We start from the raw sequence: 15,115 nt of genomic DNA on the forward strand, positions 1-15,115 counted from the left end.
CGTTCAGACCGTTGTCGTCAGAACGTCCTCCAGCCAGCTGGCCGGCAGCGCGGCTTGCCCCCGCGCCAGCTGCTCTTCCGCTTTCCGCGCCTTTTGCTGTGCGACAACGGTTCCCGGCTCGTGGGTAAATGCCCGCAGCTGCGCCCCTCCGGGCAGCTCCGGCAGCGCTTCCCCGGTTATCTTGTCCAGCACCGCCACCTCCAGCGAGCGCACGGCGCCTGTCGCAGCCAGCCCGGCCAGCTTGCCGGTCAGGCGCTTTTGCCGGAAACTGAGCACGACACCCGCGGTCACGGTCGCAAAACCCACCAGGTCTCCGGCGAGCACCAGCGGCGAGAGCGGTTTACTGCAGCGCTCGCTGAAGTAAATCATCCGGTAGCGGAAGTAACCGGTCCACATCTCGCGCGTGCCGAGCGCGGCATACATAAACCAGGCGCGTGAGTCATGCACCTGATCATCAAACAGCGCCCTCACCAGTCCGGCAGGCTGCTCCGCGTTGCTGGCTTCCCCGGCATCGGGAAAGAGGACGGCCACCCGGGCCTCTCCGTCACGCTTCATGCGCCGGTATTCCTGCGCTTCATCATCGGTATTGAGAACGAAAATCACCGGCTGCAGCACGGTATCCAGCACCAGCTGCGCCAGGTTATCCGGAATACGGTAACCGTCGTGGTAATCCTTTCCGAACTCCTTCGCCGCGTCGAACAGCTGGGTTTGATCCATCTTTGGGTCAAAATCCTTCACGCCCGGCTGCAGAACCAGCTCATCCATCCTGTCAGGAGGCTGGTTTGCTATCTGGTTCTGGCGAGCACTGAGCACCTTCTCCTGTTCTTTATCACGAATCACTTCTGCCGCCTTCCGCGCGGCAGGCAGCGCTTCGGTATTCGTGGCGCGCTGATAGAAGGGCGTTTTCAGCATCGAGCCTCTGGCATAGCGGTCGATGCGCCAGGCGGTGATCCAGGCCATCTGCTCAGCAATGACGGTTTCCAGACTGCCGCCGGCGGCAGGTGGTTCGTAGTGAGAGGCTGCTTCGGGATCGAACGTTTTCGGCGTGGTTTGGCCCAGGGTAAGTTCGCGCCAGGCGTTGAAGCGTGCACTTAAAACTTCAGATACAAAGAACTGAGAATCTAGATCAAGAGGAATGACTCTCCAACTTTGTGACTTAAATTTTTCAGGCAACGCCTGTTTAGGAACCTTTAACGGAGCGCCACAGTTAAACGCTGCTGAATACATGTCATGTAACACTATTTGAGACAACAAATGCCCATCATGTTCAGCATTCCCCTTCCCCTGCTCCCCCGGCGGATATCCTCCACCAATATCCGAGTGCATTCCCGGGTAAACCACCTCAATGGCACAGGGCGGGTATTTGCCGTTTGCCCGGCGCACAGAGTCCAGCGGAAAGCAGAGACGCTGCTCATGCCCGGAGACCAGGTGAACACATTTTTTTATCAGCCCGCCATAGGTTTCATCATCCGGCAGCTCCATCGTGCCGTCTGCCCAGGACATATGCCCGTCGGCAACCGGCACCACATGCGCCACCCCGACGGAGGCCACCGTATCCAGCAGCCCGAGAAACTCCACGCTGACGGGCAGCTGCATCCCGCCTGTCTGCAGGCACTGCGGCGGTTTTTCACCTTCCGCCGCCGGCGGGGGCAGCAGTTCGCTCAGCCAGCGCACAAAGGTGCGCGCCGCTGCCGCGCCGCGGGAAAAACCATAGACATACAGCTTGATGCCTGTCAGTTTCGGCTTGCCCGGCTCAGGCTGAATCAGCATCGGCATCAGTTTCGGGGCAAGACCATTCAGCAAGCGAGTGAACTCTTCATAGCGGTTATGGCTGCCGCCAAACCACAGCCGGTTCCAGCTGGTGCTCATTTCTTTCAGTGAACGACGACTCTCTGTGGTGGTCAGCCATTTTTCGGTGGCACTAAACATCAGCACATCGATTATGCGCAGCAGCGCCCAGTTAATCCGATCCTCCCCCTTAACTGCCCCCACCAGACCCATGGTGGAATAGTCCGGGTCATTCACTTCCGGGAAGGGGGTGCCCACGCCGGGCATATAGAATTTAAAATATTTCCCGTCCCCCTCGGCGTCATCATCAAACAGCTTGCTCTGATCGTCAGACGGCACCCCGCCAGCCGTTCCCGTTCCAATAGTCGCCCGAAACAGCCGGGCGATATTGGTCGGATGTTTCGGGTTCGCGATAAAAAAGTCATGATTTAAGTTATTGCCGGTACCGTCGAAAAACAGGCTGATGTGCAGCGTCTTGCAGCACGGCGGCTCCACGCGACGTCCGGCAGCCAGGCACAGTTCCTGGTGATAGCGCCGCTCGTCGCTGTTCTGCTGATGGCAGTTCTGCCCAACCTGCAGCGCCCGGCCCGGCAGACGTCCCTGCGGCGGAAACGGCGGCGGGACCCAGGCGGTATGGGTTTCGGTTATTTCGGACATACGGCGGGCTCCTTCATCCTGACGGGCTCTTTTATCGGATAGTTCACATTTCTCGGTGACCAGCAGCTGGTAGTCACCTTCACGTCATCGCAGGGTAAAAAGTGCACCGTAATGCCGCACACATCCTGGCCGTTATAGTCAGGCAGCGGAACGGTTTTGCTGTGCTGACGGTTCTGAGCCTTCATTTTCTTAACCCAGGCAAGGTACTTTTCATCATTACCAAAGCCAGGGGAACCTTCTGTATCACCCACCCCGGTTTCCCAGTCAACGCGCACCGTCATACCCGGCGTCCAGCGGGCGGGCACGCTGAAGCAGCAGCCGCCACCGCCTCCCTGGAACGGGCCTATAATGTCGATGCCCGACTGGCCATTGATACTGAAGTGGTTAATTGCCCATTTTGTGTGGTTGATGGCTTTTATTGTTCCGCCACCGCCGCCTCCGGCCTGTGCGGCAGGCTGTGCGCAGCCGGTTAACAGCAGCAGACCCGCCAGCAGCGGGCTGATTAATGCAGATTTCATCGGACTCTCCCTGTCGGTTTGAGGGTGATTAAGTGAGGGTGATGCCAGCCTGAATAAACGGGGCGTGCTACTTCGGACAGACGGCGGGCTCCTTCATCCTGACGGGCTCTTTTATCGGGTAGGACGGACTGCCGTAGGTGTAGCAGCTGGTGGTCACCATCACGTCATCGCAGGGTAAAAAGTGCACCGTAATGCCGCACACATCCTGGCCGTTATAGTCGGGCAACGGGACGGTTTTACTGTGCTGCCTCTTTTGGGCATCAATCCCTTTTTTCCAGGCCTTGTATTTTTCCCTGTCGGCAAATCCAGGAAAACCTTTAGAACCACCAACGCCTGATTCCCAGTCAACGCGCACTGTCATACCCGGCGTCCAGCGGGCGGGCACGCTGAAGCAGCAGCCGCCACCGCCCCCCTGAAACGGGCCTATAATGTCGATGCCCGACTGGCCGTTGACACTGAAGTGGTTGATCGCCCATTTTGTGTGGTTGATGGCGTCAATGGCGCCGCCGCCGGCCCGGGCGGCTGGCTGTGCGCAGCCGGTTAACAGCAGCAGACCCGCCAGCAGCGGGCTGATTAATGCAGATTTCATCGGACTCTCCCTGTCGGTTGAGGGTGATTAAGTGAGGGTGATGCCACCCCTGGGAAACGGAGGCGAGCTACTTCGGACAGACGGCGGGCTCCTTCATCCTGACGGGCTCTTTTATCGGGTAGGACGGACTGCCGTAGGTGTAACAGCTGGTGGTCACCTTCACGTCATCGCAGGGTAAAAAGTGCACCGTAATGCCGCACACATCCTGGCCGTTATAGTCGGGCAGCGGAACGGTTTTGCTGTGCTGGCGTTTTAGTGCTTTGATTTTTTTATACCAAACTCTTTTTTGTTGGTTATATTCTGCTATTTCTTCGGTCCAGACTTTATTATCCTGCCCTTTATAATTCGGATAAGCAGGTTCAGGAATTTCAGGAATGTCTCTGGCAAATGCGACTCCACTTTCCCAATCAACGCGCACCGTCATACCCGGCGTCCAGCGGGCGGGTACGCTGAAGCAGCAGCCGCCACCGCCCCCCTGGAACGGACCTATAATGTCGATGCCCGACTGGCCGTTGATACTGAAGTGGTTGATCGCCCATTTGGTGTGGTTGATGGCGTCAATGGTGCCGCCTCCGGCCCGGGCGGCAGGCTGCGCGCAGCCGGTTAACAGCAGCAGACCCGCCAGCAGCGGGCTGATTAATGCAGATTTCATCGGACTCTCCCTGTCGGTTTGAGGGTGATTAAGTGAAGGTGATGCCAGCCTGAATAAACGGGGCGTGCTACTCCGGACAGACGGCCGGCTCCTTCATCCTGACGGGCTCTTTTATCGGGTACGACGGACTGCCGTAGGTGTAACAGCTGGTGGTCACCTTCACGTCATCGCAGGGTAAAAAGTGCACCGTAATGCCGCACACATCCTGGCCGTTATAGTCGGGCAGCGGGACAGTTTTGCTGTGCTGCCGATGACTGGCTTTTATTTTCTTTTCCCATTCAAGATATTTATTCCAGTTTTCATATCCCGGGAAATCATCAGTTGAAGCTTCCCCACTTTCCCAGTCAACGCGCACCGTCATACCCGGCGTCCAGCGGGCGGGCACGCTGAAGCAGCAGCCGCCTCCGCCCCCCTGAAACGGGCCTATTGAATCGATACCCGACTGGCCATTGATACTGAAGTGGTTAATTGCCCATTTGGTGTGGTTGATGGCGTCAATGGTGCCGCCTCCGCCGCCTCCGGCCTGTGCGGCTGACTGCGCGCAGCCGGTTAACAGCAGCAGACCCGCCAGCAGCGGGCTGATTAATGCAGATGTCATCGGGCTATCCCTGTCCATCGGTTCCTCCTTATCCGCGTTCAGACCGTTGTCGTCAGAACGTCCTCCAGCCAGCTGGCCGGCAGCGCGGCTTGCCCCCGCGCCAGCTGCTCGTCCGCTTTCCGCGCCTTTTGCTGTGCGACAACGGTTCCCGGCTCGTGGGTAAATGCCCGCAGCTGCTCCCCTCCGGGCAGCTCCGGCAGCGCTTCCCCGGTTATCTGGTCCAGCACCGCCACCTCCAGCGAGCGCACGGCGCCTGTCGCAGCCAGCCCGGCCAGCTTGCCGGTCAGGCGCTTTTGCCGGAAACTGAGCACGACACCCGCGGTCACGGTCGCAAAACCCACCAGGTCTCCGGCGAGCACCAGCGGCGAGAGCGGTTTACTGCAGCGCTCGCTGAAGTAAATCATCCGGTAGCGGAAGTAACCGGTCCACATCTCGCGCGTGCCGAGCGCGGCATACATAAACCAGGCGCGTGAGTCATGTATCTGGTCATCAAACAGCGCCCTCACCAGCCCGGCAGGCTGTTCCGCGTTGCTGGCCTCCCCGGCATCGGGAAAGAGGACGGCCACCCGGGCTTCTCCGTCACGCTTCATGCGCCGGTATTCCTGCGCTTCATCATCGGTATTGAGAACGAAAATCACCGGCTGCAGCACGGTATCCAGCACCAGCTGCGCCAGGTTATCCGGGATACGGTAACCGCCGTGGTAATCCTTTCCGAACTCCTTCGCCGCGTCGAACAGCTGGGTTTGATCCATCTTTGGGTCAAAATCCTTCACGCCCGGCTGCAGAACCAGCTCGTCCATCCTGTCAGGAGGCTGGTTTGCTATCTGGTTCTGGCGAGCACTGAGCACCTTCTCCTGTTCTTTATCACGAATCACTTCTGCCGCCTTCCGCGCGGCAGGCAGCGCTTCGGTATTCGTGGCGCGCTGATAGAAGGGCGTTTTCAGCATCGAGCCTCTGGCATAGCGGTCGATGCGCCAGGCGGTGATCCAGGCCATCTGCTCAGCAATGACGGTTTCCAGACTGCCGCCGGCGGCAGGTGGTTCGTAGTGAGAGGCTGCTTCGGGATCGAACGTTTTCGGCGTGGTTTGGCCCAGGGTAAGTTCGCGCCAGGCGTTGAAGCGTTTGACTAGTGGTGTATCAACATCGAATTCGGAGAGGGTATCCGCATCCATAATTCTCCAACGTTGAGCGCTCAAGTCATCAGGCAAAATACCTTCAGGAACTTTCAACGGTGCTCCAACCTCAAAAGCGGCTTCATACAAATCATTAAGTGGGATCTGCGATAGTAATAAGCTGTCATCCTCACCATTCGCTTTCCCCTGATCCCCCGGCGGATATCCTCCACCAATATCCGAGTGCATCCCCGGGTAAACCACCTCAGTGGCACAGGGCGGGTATTTGCCGTTTGCCCGCCGCACCGAGTCCAGCGGAAAGCAGAGACGCTGCTCATGCCCGGAGACCAGGTGAACACATTTTTTTATCAGCCCGCCATAGGTTTCATCATCCGGCAGCTCCATCGTGCCGTCTGCCCAGGACATATGCCCGTCGGCAACCGGCACCACATGCGCCACCCCGACGGAGGCCACCGTATCCAGCAGTCCGAGAAACTCCACGCTGACGGGCAGCTGCATCCCGCCTGTCTGCAGGCACTGCGGCGGTTTTTCACCTTCCGCCGCCGGCGGGGGCAGCAGTTCGCTCAGCCAGCGCACAAAGGTGCGCGCCGCTGCCGCGCCGCGGGAAAAACCATAGACATACAGCTTGATGCCTGTCAGTTTCGGCTTGCCCGGCTCAGGCTGAATAATCAGGGGCTTCAAATCAGAGGCCAAATCATTCAGCAAACGAGTGAACTCTTCATAGCGGTTATGGCTGCCGCCAAACCACAGCCGGTTCCAGCTGGTACCCATTTTTTTGAGGGATTCACGGCTGGCTCCTTCGGACAGCTTTATGCTGTTGTTTTCCTTGTCCTTACTCAGGCGCATTAGCACATCAATAATCCGCAGCAGCGCCCAGTTAATCCGCTCCTCACCCTTAACTGCACCCACCAGACCCATGGTCGAATAGTCCGGGTCATTCACTTCCGGGAACGGGGTGCCCACACCGGGAATATAAAACTTGAAGTATTTTCCTCCACTGTCTTTTACCCCATCCAGCGGCATCTTTTTGGTATCAGTGACGCCGCCGGCGGTGCCGTCGCCAATGGTGGCGCGAAACAAACGCGCGATATTGGTCGGATGCTTCGGGTCAGACAGCAGCAGGTCATTGTTCAGGTTATTACCCGTACCGTCGAAAAACAGGCTGATGTGCAGCGTCTTGCAGCACGGCGGCTCCACGCGACGTCCGGCAGCCAGGCACAGTTCCTGGTGATAGCGCCGCTCGTCGCTGTTCTGCTGATGGCAGTTCTGCCCAACCTGCAGCGCCCGGCCCGGCAGACGTCCCTGCGGCGGAAACGGCGGCGGGACCCAGGCGGCATGGGTTTCGGTTATTTCGGACATACGGCGGGCTCCTTCATCCTGACGGGCTCTTTTATCGGGTACGACGGACTGCCGTAGGTGTAACAGCTGGTGGTCACCTTCACGTCATCGCAGGGTAAAAAGTGCACTGTAATGCCGCACACATCCTGGCCGTTATAGTCGGGCAGCGGAACGGTTTGGCTGTGCTGGCGTTTTTGGGCATCAATGTCTGCTATCCAGGCTTTATATTTAGCCCTGTCAGCAAACCCCGGGAAACCCGCAGATGAACCCTGCCCGGTTTCCCAGTCAACGCGCACCGTCATACCCGGCGTCCAGCGGGCGGGCACGCTGAAGCAGCAGCCGCCACCGCCCCCCTGAAACGGGCCTATTGAATCGATACCCGACTGGCCATTGATACTGAAGTGGTTAATTGCCCATTTGGTGTGGTTGATGGCGTCAATGGTGCCACCGCCTCCGGCCTGTGCGGCAGGCTGTGCGCAGCCGGTTAACAGCAGCAGACCCGCCAGCAGCGGGCTGATTAATGCAGATTTCATCGGACTCTCCCTGTCGGTTTGAGGGTGATTAAGTGAAGGTGATGCCATCCTGAATAAACGAAGGCGGGCTACTTCGGACAGACGGCGGGCTCCTTCATCCTGACGGGCTCTTTTATCGGATAGTTCGCATTTCTCGGTGACCAGCAGCTGGTGGTCACCTTCACGTCATCGCAGGGTAAAAAGTGCACCGTAATGCCGCATACATCCTGGCCGTTATAGTCGGGCAGCGGAACGGTTTTGCTGTGCTGCCTCTTTTGGGCATCAATCCCTTTTTTCCAGGCAAGGTATTTCGCCTCATCAGCAAACCCCGGGAAACCCGCGGATGAACCCTGCCCGGTTTCCCATTCAACGCGCACCGTCATACCCGGCGTCCAGCGGGCGGGCACGCTGAAGCAGCAGCCGCCTCCGCCCCCCTGAAACGGGCCTATTGAATCGATGCCCGACTGGCCGTTGACACTGAAGTGGTTGATCGCCCATTTGGTGTGGTTGATGGCTTTTATTGTTCCGCCACCGCCGCCTCCGGCCTGTGCGGCAGGCTGCGCGCAGCCGGTTAACAGCAGCAGACCCGCCAGCAGCGGGCTGATTAATGCAGATTTCATCGGACTCTCCCTGTCGGTTGAGGGTAATGAAGGGATGGTGATGTCACCCCGGGGAAACGAAGGCGTGCTACTTCGGACATACGGCGGGCTCCTTCATCCTGACGGGCTCTTTTATCGGGTACGACGGACTGCCGTAGGTGTAACAGCTGGTGGTCACCTTCACGTCATCGCAGGGTAAAAAGTGCACCGTAATGCCGCACACATCCTGGCCGTTATAGTCGGGCAACGGGACGGTTTTACTGTGCTGACGGTTGTTTTGTTTTAAATTATCTCTCCACTCTCTGTATTTTTTTGAATCAGCAAATCCAGGAAAACCTTCAGTCGATGCCTCACCACTTTCCCAGTCAACGCGCACCGTCATACCCGGCGTCCAGCGGGCGGGTACGCTGAAGCAGCAGCCGCCACCGCCCCCCTGGAACGGACCTATAATGTCGATGCCCGACTGGCCGTTGATACTGAAGTGGTTGATCGCCCATTTGGTGTGGTTGATGGCGTCAATGGTGCCGCCTCCGGCCCGGGCGGCAGGCTGCGCGCAGCCGGTTAACAGCAGCAGACCCGCCAGCAGCGGGCTGATTAATGCAGATTTCATCGGACTCTCCCTGTAGTGGTCAAGTAATATTGGCCACGGTTTTACAGTAAAAATGGTATCTGTTCTCAGACTCTTCCGGAGTCAACCCACCGTTATAATGGTGAGGTCTGACGCTGTTGTAGTAGTTCAATATGTAACCATTAATTTGCTGTCGGGCTTCGTCCTTGCCTGCGTAACCATTCACCGGTACCCATTCTGTTTTCAGACTGCGGAAGAAGCGTTCCATGGGACTATTGTCCCAGCAGTTTCCCCGCCGACTGACGCTTTGTTTTATTCTGTAACGCCAGAGAAGTTGTTGATATTTCAGACCGGTATACTGGCTTCCCTGATCGCTATGGAACATGACATCATGCGGTTGACCACGCGTCTCATAAGCCATCCGCAGAGCGTTGCTTATCAGTGCGGTATTGGCATGCGCTGACAGACTCCAGCCGATAACCCTGCGGGCAAAAAGATCCATAACGATCGCCAGATAGCACCAGCGATTTCCTGCCTGGATATACGTAATATCTCCGCACCATACCCGATCTGGCTCGGGCACAGCGAACTGGCGCTCAAGCAGATTCGGCAGGCAGGTATGCTCCTGACGGGCATTTTTGTACTGATGTTTTCCGGGCTGGCAACTGCTCAGGTTCAGATATTTCATCAGACGCCCCGCACGGTAACGGCTCATCGGGACGCCGTTCTGGGTCAGCATGTCAGCCAGAGTGCGCGCCCCTGCTGAGCCCCGGCTCTGATTCCACGCCCGGCGTATTTCGCTGCACAGCCTGACTCGCGCCGGATTAACCGTATCGCGTCGTTTTCGCCAGTATCGGTAACTGCTGCGGTGTATTCCCAGAGCAGAACACAGGCTGACGACCGTGTGGCTGTCACTCAGTCTGGCAACTATCGTGAACCGTTCAGTGAGTCGGACATCAAGAGCGCGGTAGCCTTTTTTAATATCGTATTCTGCTCCTCCAGGCGACGAACCTGCTTTTCCAGCTCGCGGATACGTTGCTGGTCTGGAGTAATAGGTGTGGCAGAGGGCGTAATCCCCTGGCGCTCTCGCCTGAGCTGGCGTACCCAGCTCTCAAGCGTGGTAGAACCGACATTCATCGCTTCACTGGCTTGTCGATAGGAGTAGCCCTTATCAACAATCAGCTGTGCACATTCCAGCCTGAACTCGGGGGTGAAAGTACGCTTAGTTTTCTTGTTCATTAAGTCACCTGTTTTGTGTTGAGGTGAGAATATCACCTTTAATCAGGTGGCCAAATTTACTGTGCCACTACACCCTGTCGGTTTGAGGGTGATTAAGTGAAGGTGATGCCAGCCTGAATAAACGGGGCGTGCTACTCCGGACAGACGGCCGGCTCCTTCATCCTGACGGGCTCTTTTATCGGGTACGACGGACTGCCGTAGGTGTAACAGCTGGTGGTCACCTTCACGTCATCGCAGGGTAAAAAGTGCACCGTAATGCCGCACACATCCTGGCCGTTATAGTCGGGCAGCGGGACAGTTTTGCTGTGCTGCCGATGACTGGCTTTTATTTTCTTTTCCCATTCAAGATATTTATTCCAGTTTTCATATCCCGGGAAATCATCAGTTGAAGCTTCCCCACTTTCCCAGTCAACGCGCACCGTCATACCCGGCGTCCAGCGGGCGGGCACGCTGAAGCAGCAGCCGCCTCCGCCCCCCTGAAACGGGCCTATTGAATCGATACCCGACTGGCCATTGATACTGAAGTGGTTAATTGCCCATTTGGTGTGGTTGATGGCGTCAATGGTGCCGCCTCCGCCGCCTCCGGCCTGTGCGGCTGACTGCGCGCAGCCGGTTAACAGCAGCAGACCCGCCAGCAGCGGGCTGATTAATGCAGATGTCATCGGGCTATCCCTGTCCATCGGTTCCTCCTTATCCGCGTTCAGACCGTTGTCGTCAGAACGTCCTCCAGCCAGCTGGCCGGCAGCGCGGCTTGCCCCCGCGCCAGCTGCTCGTCCGCTTTCCGCGCCTTTTGCTGTGCGACAACGGTTCCCGGCTCGTGGGTAAATGCCCGCAGCTGCTCCCCTCCGGGCAGCTCCGGCAGCGCTTCCCCGGTTATCTGGTCCAGCACCGCCACCTCCAGCGAGCGCACGGCGCCTGTCGCAGCCAGCCCGGCCAGCTTGCCGGTCAGGCGCTTTTGCCGGAAACTGAGCACGACACCCGCGGTCACGGTCGCAAAACCCACCAGGTCTCCGGCGAGCACCAGCGGCGAGAGCGGTTTACTGCAGCGCTCGCTGAAGTAAATCATCCGGTAGCGGAAGTAACCGGTCCACATCTCGCGCGTGCCGAGCGCGGCATACATAAACCAGGCGCGTGAGTCATGTATCTGGTCATCAAACAGCGCCCTCACCAGCCCGGCAGGCTGTTCCGCGTTGCTGGCCTCCCCGGCATCGGGAAAGAGGACGGCCACCCGGGCTTCTCCGTCACGCTTCATGCGCCGGTATTCCTGCGCTTCATCATCGGTATTGAGAACGAAAATCACCGGCTGCAGCACGGTATCCAGCACCAGCTGCGCCAGGTTATCCGGAATACGGTAACCGTCGTGGTAATCCTTTCCGAACTCCTTCGCCGCGTCGAACAGCTGGGTTTGATCCATCTTTGGGTCAAAATCCTTCACGCCCGGCTGCAGAACCAGCTCATCCATCCTGTCAGGAGGCTGGTTTGCTATCTGGTTCTGGCGAGCACTTAGCACCTTCTCCTGTTCTTTATCACGAATCACTTCTGCCGCCTTCCGCGCGGCAGGCAGCGCTTCGGTATTCGTGGCGCGCTGATAGAAGGGCGTTTTCAGCATCGAGCCTCTGGCATAGCGGTCGATGCGCCAGGCGGTGATCCAGGCCATCTGCTCAGCAATGACGGTTTCCAGACTGCCGCCGGCGGCAGGTGGTTCGTAGTGAGAGGCTGCTTCGGGATCGAACGTTTTCGGCGTGGTTTGGCCCAGGGTGAGTTCACGCCAGGCGTTGAAGCGGTTGAATAAGTCACCATGGATTAAAAATTCCTTTATAGAATCTAAAGGCATCAAACGCCAGCTATCCGATTTCTTATCCTCAGGCAATGCTTGTAAAGGTACTTTTAGCGGTGCGCCAGCAGAAAATGCTGAAGCATACAAGTCATGCAAAACTACCTGAGATAGCAATAAGCTGTCATCCTCACCATTCGCTTTCCCCTGATCCCCCGGCGGATATCCTCCACCAATATCCGAATGCATTCCCGGGTAAACCACCTCAGTGGCACAGGGCGGGTATTTGCCGTTTGCCCGCCGCACCGAGTCCAGCGGAAAGCAGAGACGCTGCTCATGCCCGGAGACCAGGTGAACACATTTTTTTATCAGCCCGCCATAGGTTTCATCATCCGGCAGCTCCATCGTGCCGTCTGCCCAGGACATATGCCCGTCGGCAACCGGCACCACATGCGCCACCCCGACGGAGGCCACCGTATCCAGCAGCCCGAGAAACTCCACGCTGACGGGCAGCCGCATCCCGCCTGTCTGCAGGCACTGCGGCGGTTTTTCACCCTCCGCTGCCGGCGGGGGCAGCAGTTCGCTCAGCCAGCGCACAAAGGTGCGCGCCGCTGCCGCACCGCGGGAAAAACCATAGACATACAGCTTGATGCCTGTCAGTTTCGGCTTGCCCGGCTCAGGCTGAATGATCAGGGGCTTCAAATCAGAGGCCAAATCATTCAGCAAACGAGTGAACTCTTCATAGCGGTTATGGCTGCCGCCAAACCACAGCCGGTTCCAGCTGGTACCCATTTTTTTGAGGGATTCACGGCTGGCTCCTTCGGACAGCTTTATGCTGTTGTTTTCCTTGTCCTTACTCAGGCGCATTAGCACATCAATAATCCGCAGCAGCGCCCAGTTAATCCGCTCCTCACCCTTAACTGCACCCACCAGACCCATGGTGGAATAGTCCGGGTCATTCACTTCCGGGAAGGGGGTGCCCACGCCGGGAATATAAAACTTGAAGTATTTTCCTCCACTGTCTTTTACCCCATCCAGCGGCATCTTTTTGGTATCAGTGACGCCGCCGGCGGTGCCGTCGCCAATTGTGGCACGAAACAAACGCGCGATATTGGTCGGGTGCTTCGGGTCAGAGAGCAGCAGGTCATTGTTCAGGTTATTACCCGTACCGTCGAAAAACAGGCTGATGTGCAGCGTCTTGCAGCACGGCGGCTCCACGCGCCGTCCGGCAGCCAGGCACAGTTCCTGGTGGTAGCGCCGCTCGTCGCTGTTCTGCTGATGGCAGTTCTGCCCAACCTGCAGCGCCCGGCCCGGCAGACGTCCCTGCGGCGGAAACGGCGGCGGGACCCAGGCGGCATGGGTTTCGGTTATTTCGGACATACGGCGGGCTCCTTCATCTTGACGGGCTCTTTTATCGGGTACGACGGACTGCCGTAGGTGTAACAGCTGGTGGTCACCTTCACGTCATCGCAGGGTAAAAAGTGCACCGTAATGCCGCACACATCCTGGCCGTTATAGTCGGGCAACGGGACGGTTTTACTGTGCTGACGGTTGTTTTGTTTTAAATTATCTCTCCACTCTCTGTATTTTTTTGAATCAGCAAATCCAGGAAAACCTTCAGTCGATGCCTCACCACTTTCCCAGTCAACGCGCACCGTCATACCCGGCGTCCAGCGGGCGGGCACGCTGAAGCAGCAGCCGCCTCCGCCGCCCTGAAACGGACCTATAATGTCGATACCCGACTGGCCATTGACACTGAAGTGGTTAATTGCCCATTTGGTGTGGTTGATGGCGTCAATGGTGCCGCCACCGCCGCCTCCGGCCTGTGCGGCAGGCTGTGCGCAGCCGGTTAACAGCAGCAGCCCCGCCAGCAGCGGGCTGATTAATGCAGATTTCATCGGACTCTCCCTGTCGGTTTGAGGGTAATTAAGGGATGGTGATGCCACCCCTGGGAAACGGAGGCGAACTACTTCGGACAGACGGCCGGCTCCTTCATCCTGACGGGCTCTTTTATCGGATAGTTCGCATTTCTCGGTGACCAGCAGCTGGTGGTCACTTTCACGTCATCGCAGGGCAAAAAGTGAACCGTAATGCCGCACACATCCTGGCCGTTATAGTCGGGTAGCGGGACGGTTTTGCTGTGCTGACGGTTCTGAGCTTTAATATTCCTTGCCCACTCTAAAAACTTCTTCTCATCTTCATATCCCGGGAAACCCGCAGATGAACCCACCCCGGTTTCCCAGTCAACGCGCACCGTCATACCCGGCGTCCAGCGGGCGGGCACGCTGAAGCAGCAGCCGCCTCCGCCGCCCTGAAACGGGCCTATAATGTCGATCCCCGATTGGCCATTGATACTGAAGTGATTAATTGCCCATTTTGTGTGGTTGATGGCTTTTATTGTTCCGCCACCGCCGCCTCCGGCCCGGGCGGCTGGCTGTGCGCAGCCGGTTAACAGCAGCAGACCCGCCAGCAGCGGGCTGATTAATGCAGATTTCATCGGACTCTCCCTGTCGGTTGAGGGTAATGAAGGAATGGTGATGTCACCCCGGGGAAACGAAGGCGTGCTACTTCGGACAGGCGGCCGGATCCTTCATCCTGACGGGCTCTTTTATCGGGTAGGACGGACTGCCGTAGGTGTAACAGCTGGTGGTCACCTTCACGTCATCGCAGGGTAAAAAGTGCACCGTAATGCCGCACACGTCCTGGCCGTTATAGTCAGGCAGCGGAACGGTTTTGCTGTGCTGCCGATTCTGAGAGCTCATTTTTTTCTCCCAGGCTTTATATTTTTCGTAATCAGCAAATCCAGGAAAACCTTCAGTCGATGCCTCACCACTTTCCCAGTCAACGCGCACCGTCATACCCGGCGTCCAGCGGGCGGGCACGCTGAAGCAGCAGCCACCGCCGCCGCCCTGAAACGGACCTATAATGTCGATCCCCGACTGGCCATTGATACTGAAGTGGTTAATTGCCCATTTGGTGTGGTTGATGGCGTCAATGGTGCCGCCTCCGCCGCCTCCGGCCTGTGCGGCTGGCTGTGCGCAGCCGGTTAACAGCAGCAGACCCGCCAGCAGCGGGCTGATTAATGCAGATTTCATCGGACTCTCCCTGTCGGTTTGAGGGTAATGAAGAGAGGGGTGTACTCAGCCAGAC

General features: G+C 57.8%; 15 protein-coding genes. All 15 read right to left on the bottom strand.

Annotated elements, in window-relative coordinates; all coding sequences use genetic code 11:
• Positions 1–3: 3 nt before the first annotated feature.
• Entirely contained in the window at positions 4–2,445 is a 2,442-nt protein-coding gene (locus tag LGL98_RS14230; protein WP_226651748.1) for a T6SS phospholipase effector Tle1-like catalytic domain-containing protein, read from the bottom strand.
• Complete coding sequence (gene tli1 / locus LGL98_RS14235) at positions 2,433–2,963, bottom strand: T6SS immunity phospholipase A1-binding lipoprotein Tli1-KP (protein ID WP_023287563.1); 531 nt, start codon at positions 2,961–2,963, stop codon at positions 2,433–2,435. Before tli1 (LGL98_RS14235) ends, LGL98_RS14230 begins: the two co-directional genes overlap by 13 nt.
• 67 nt (positions 2,964–3,030) lie before the next feature.
• Positions 3,031–3,552 carry a T6SS immunity phospholipase A1-binding lipoprotein Tli1-KP gene (gene tli1 / locus LGL98_RS14240; RefSeq protein ID WP_226651749.1) on the bottom strand — a complete coding sequence of 174 codons (522 nt, stop codon included), beginning with the start codon at positions 3,550–3,552 and terminating at the stop codon, positions 3,031–3,033.
• Positions 3,553–3,619: 67 nt separating this feature from the next.
• The gene (locus LGL98_RS14245; RefSeq protein ID WP_226651750.1) at positions 3,620–4,204 is read right to left on the bottom strand and encodes a DUF3304 domain-containing protein; all 585 of its coding nucleotides are present in this window, start codon (positions 4,202–4,204) and stop codon (positions 3,620–3,622) included.
• Positions 4,205–4,271: 67 nt separating this feature from the next.
• Complete coding sequence (gene tli1 / locus LGL98_RS14250) at positions 4,272–4,802, bottom strand: T6SS immunity phospholipase A1-binding lipoprotein Tli1-KP (RefSeq protein WP_226651751.1); 531 nt, start codon at positions 4,800–4,802, stop codon at positions 4,272–4,274.
• 38 nt (positions 4,803–4,840) lie between these two features.
• The gene (locus tag LGL98_RS14255) at positions 4,841–7,294 is read right to left on the bottom strand and encodes a T6SS phospholipase effector Tle1-like catalytic domain-containing protein (protein ID WP_226651752.1); all 2,454 of its coding nucleotides are present in this window, start codon (positions 7,292–7,294) and stop codon (positions 4,841–4,843) included.
• Positions 7,282–7,806 (bottom strand): T6SS immunity phospholipase A1-binding lipoprotein Tli1-KP, encoded by a 525-nt coding sequence (gene tli1, locus LGL98_RS14260; protein WP_025862318.1) that lies wholly within the window; start codon positions 7,804–7,806, stop codon positions 7,282–7,284. Before tli1 (LGL98_RS14260) ends, LGL98_RS14255 begins: the two co-directional genes overlap by 13 nt.
• Before the next feature lie 68 nt (positions 7,807–7,874).
• The gene (gene tli1 / locus LGL98_RS14265; RefSeq protein WP_002902176.1) at positions 7,875–8,405 is read right to left on the bottom strand and encodes a T6SS immunity phospholipase A1-binding lipoprotein Tli1-KP; all 531 of its coding nucleotides are present in this window, start codon (positions 8,403–8,405) and stop codon (positions 7,875–7,877) included.
• A gap of 67 nt (positions 8,406–8,472) precedes the next feature.
• Positions 8,473–8,994, bottom strand: a complete 522-nt coding sequence (gene tli1 / locus LGL98_RS14270; RefSeq protein ID WP_226651753.1) for a T6SS immunity phospholipase A1-binding lipoprotein Tli1-KP — start codon at positions 8,992–8,994, stop codon at positions 8,473–8,475.
• A gap of 19 nt (positions 8,995–9,013) precedes the next feature.
• Positions 9,014–10,227 (bottom strand): IS3 family transposase gene (locus tag LGL98_RS14275; protein ID WP_136033379.1). Its coding sequence is split into 2 segments (ribosomal slippage): positions 9,014–9,933 and positions 9,933–10,227, totalling 1,215 coding nucleotides; the frame shifts between segments, so codons are not numbered across the junction.
• A gap of 95 nt (positions 10,228–10,322) precedes the next feature.
• A complete protein-coding gene (gene tli1, locus LGL98_RS14280; RefSeq protein WP_226651751.1) occupies positions 10,323–10,853 on the bottom strand; it encodes a T6SS immunity phospholipase A1-binding lipoprotein Tli1-KP in 531 nt (176 codons plus the stop codon).
• A gap of 38 nt (positions 10,854–10,891) precedes the next feature.
• Entirely contained in the window at positions 10,892–13,345 is a 2,454-nt protein-coding gene (locus LGL98_RS14285; protein ID WP_226651755.1) for a T6SS phospholipase effector Tle1-like catalytic domain-containing protein, read from the bottom strand.
• Positions 13,333–13,863, bottom strand: a complete 531-nt coding sequence (gene tli1 / locus LGL98_RS14290; protein ID WP_226651757.1) for a T6SS immunity phospholipase A1-binding lipoprotein Tli1-KP — start codon at positions 13,861–13,863, stop codon at positions 13,333–13,335. The genes LGL98_RS14285 and tli1 (LGL98_RS14290) overlap by 13 nt, the downstream gene beginning before the upstream one ends.
• Before the next feature lie 68 nt (positions 13,864–13,931).
• Positions 13,932–14,462 (bottom strand): T6SS immunity phospholipase A1-binding lipoprotein Tli1-KP, encoded by a 531-nt coding sequence (gene tli1 / locus LGL98_RS14295; protein ID WP_226651758.1) that lies wholly within the window; start codon positions 14,460–14,462, stop codon positions 13,932–13,934.
• Positions 14,463–14,529: 67 nt separating this feature from the next.
• Positions 14,530–15,060 (bottom strand): T6SS immunity phospholipase A1-binding lipoprotein Tli1-KP, encoded by a 531-nt coding sequence (gene tli1 / locus LGL98_RS14300; protein ID WP_226651759.1) that lies wholly within the window; start codon positions 15,058–15,060, stop codon positions 14,530–14,532.
• Between the last annotated feature and the right edge of the window lie 55 nt (positions 15,061–15,115).

Origin of the sequence: Klebsiella africana, assembly GCF_020526085.1 — a bacterium.
Lineage (GTDB): Bacteria > Pseudomonadota > Gammaproteobacteria > Enterobacterales > Enterobacteriaceae > Klebsiella > Klebsiella africana.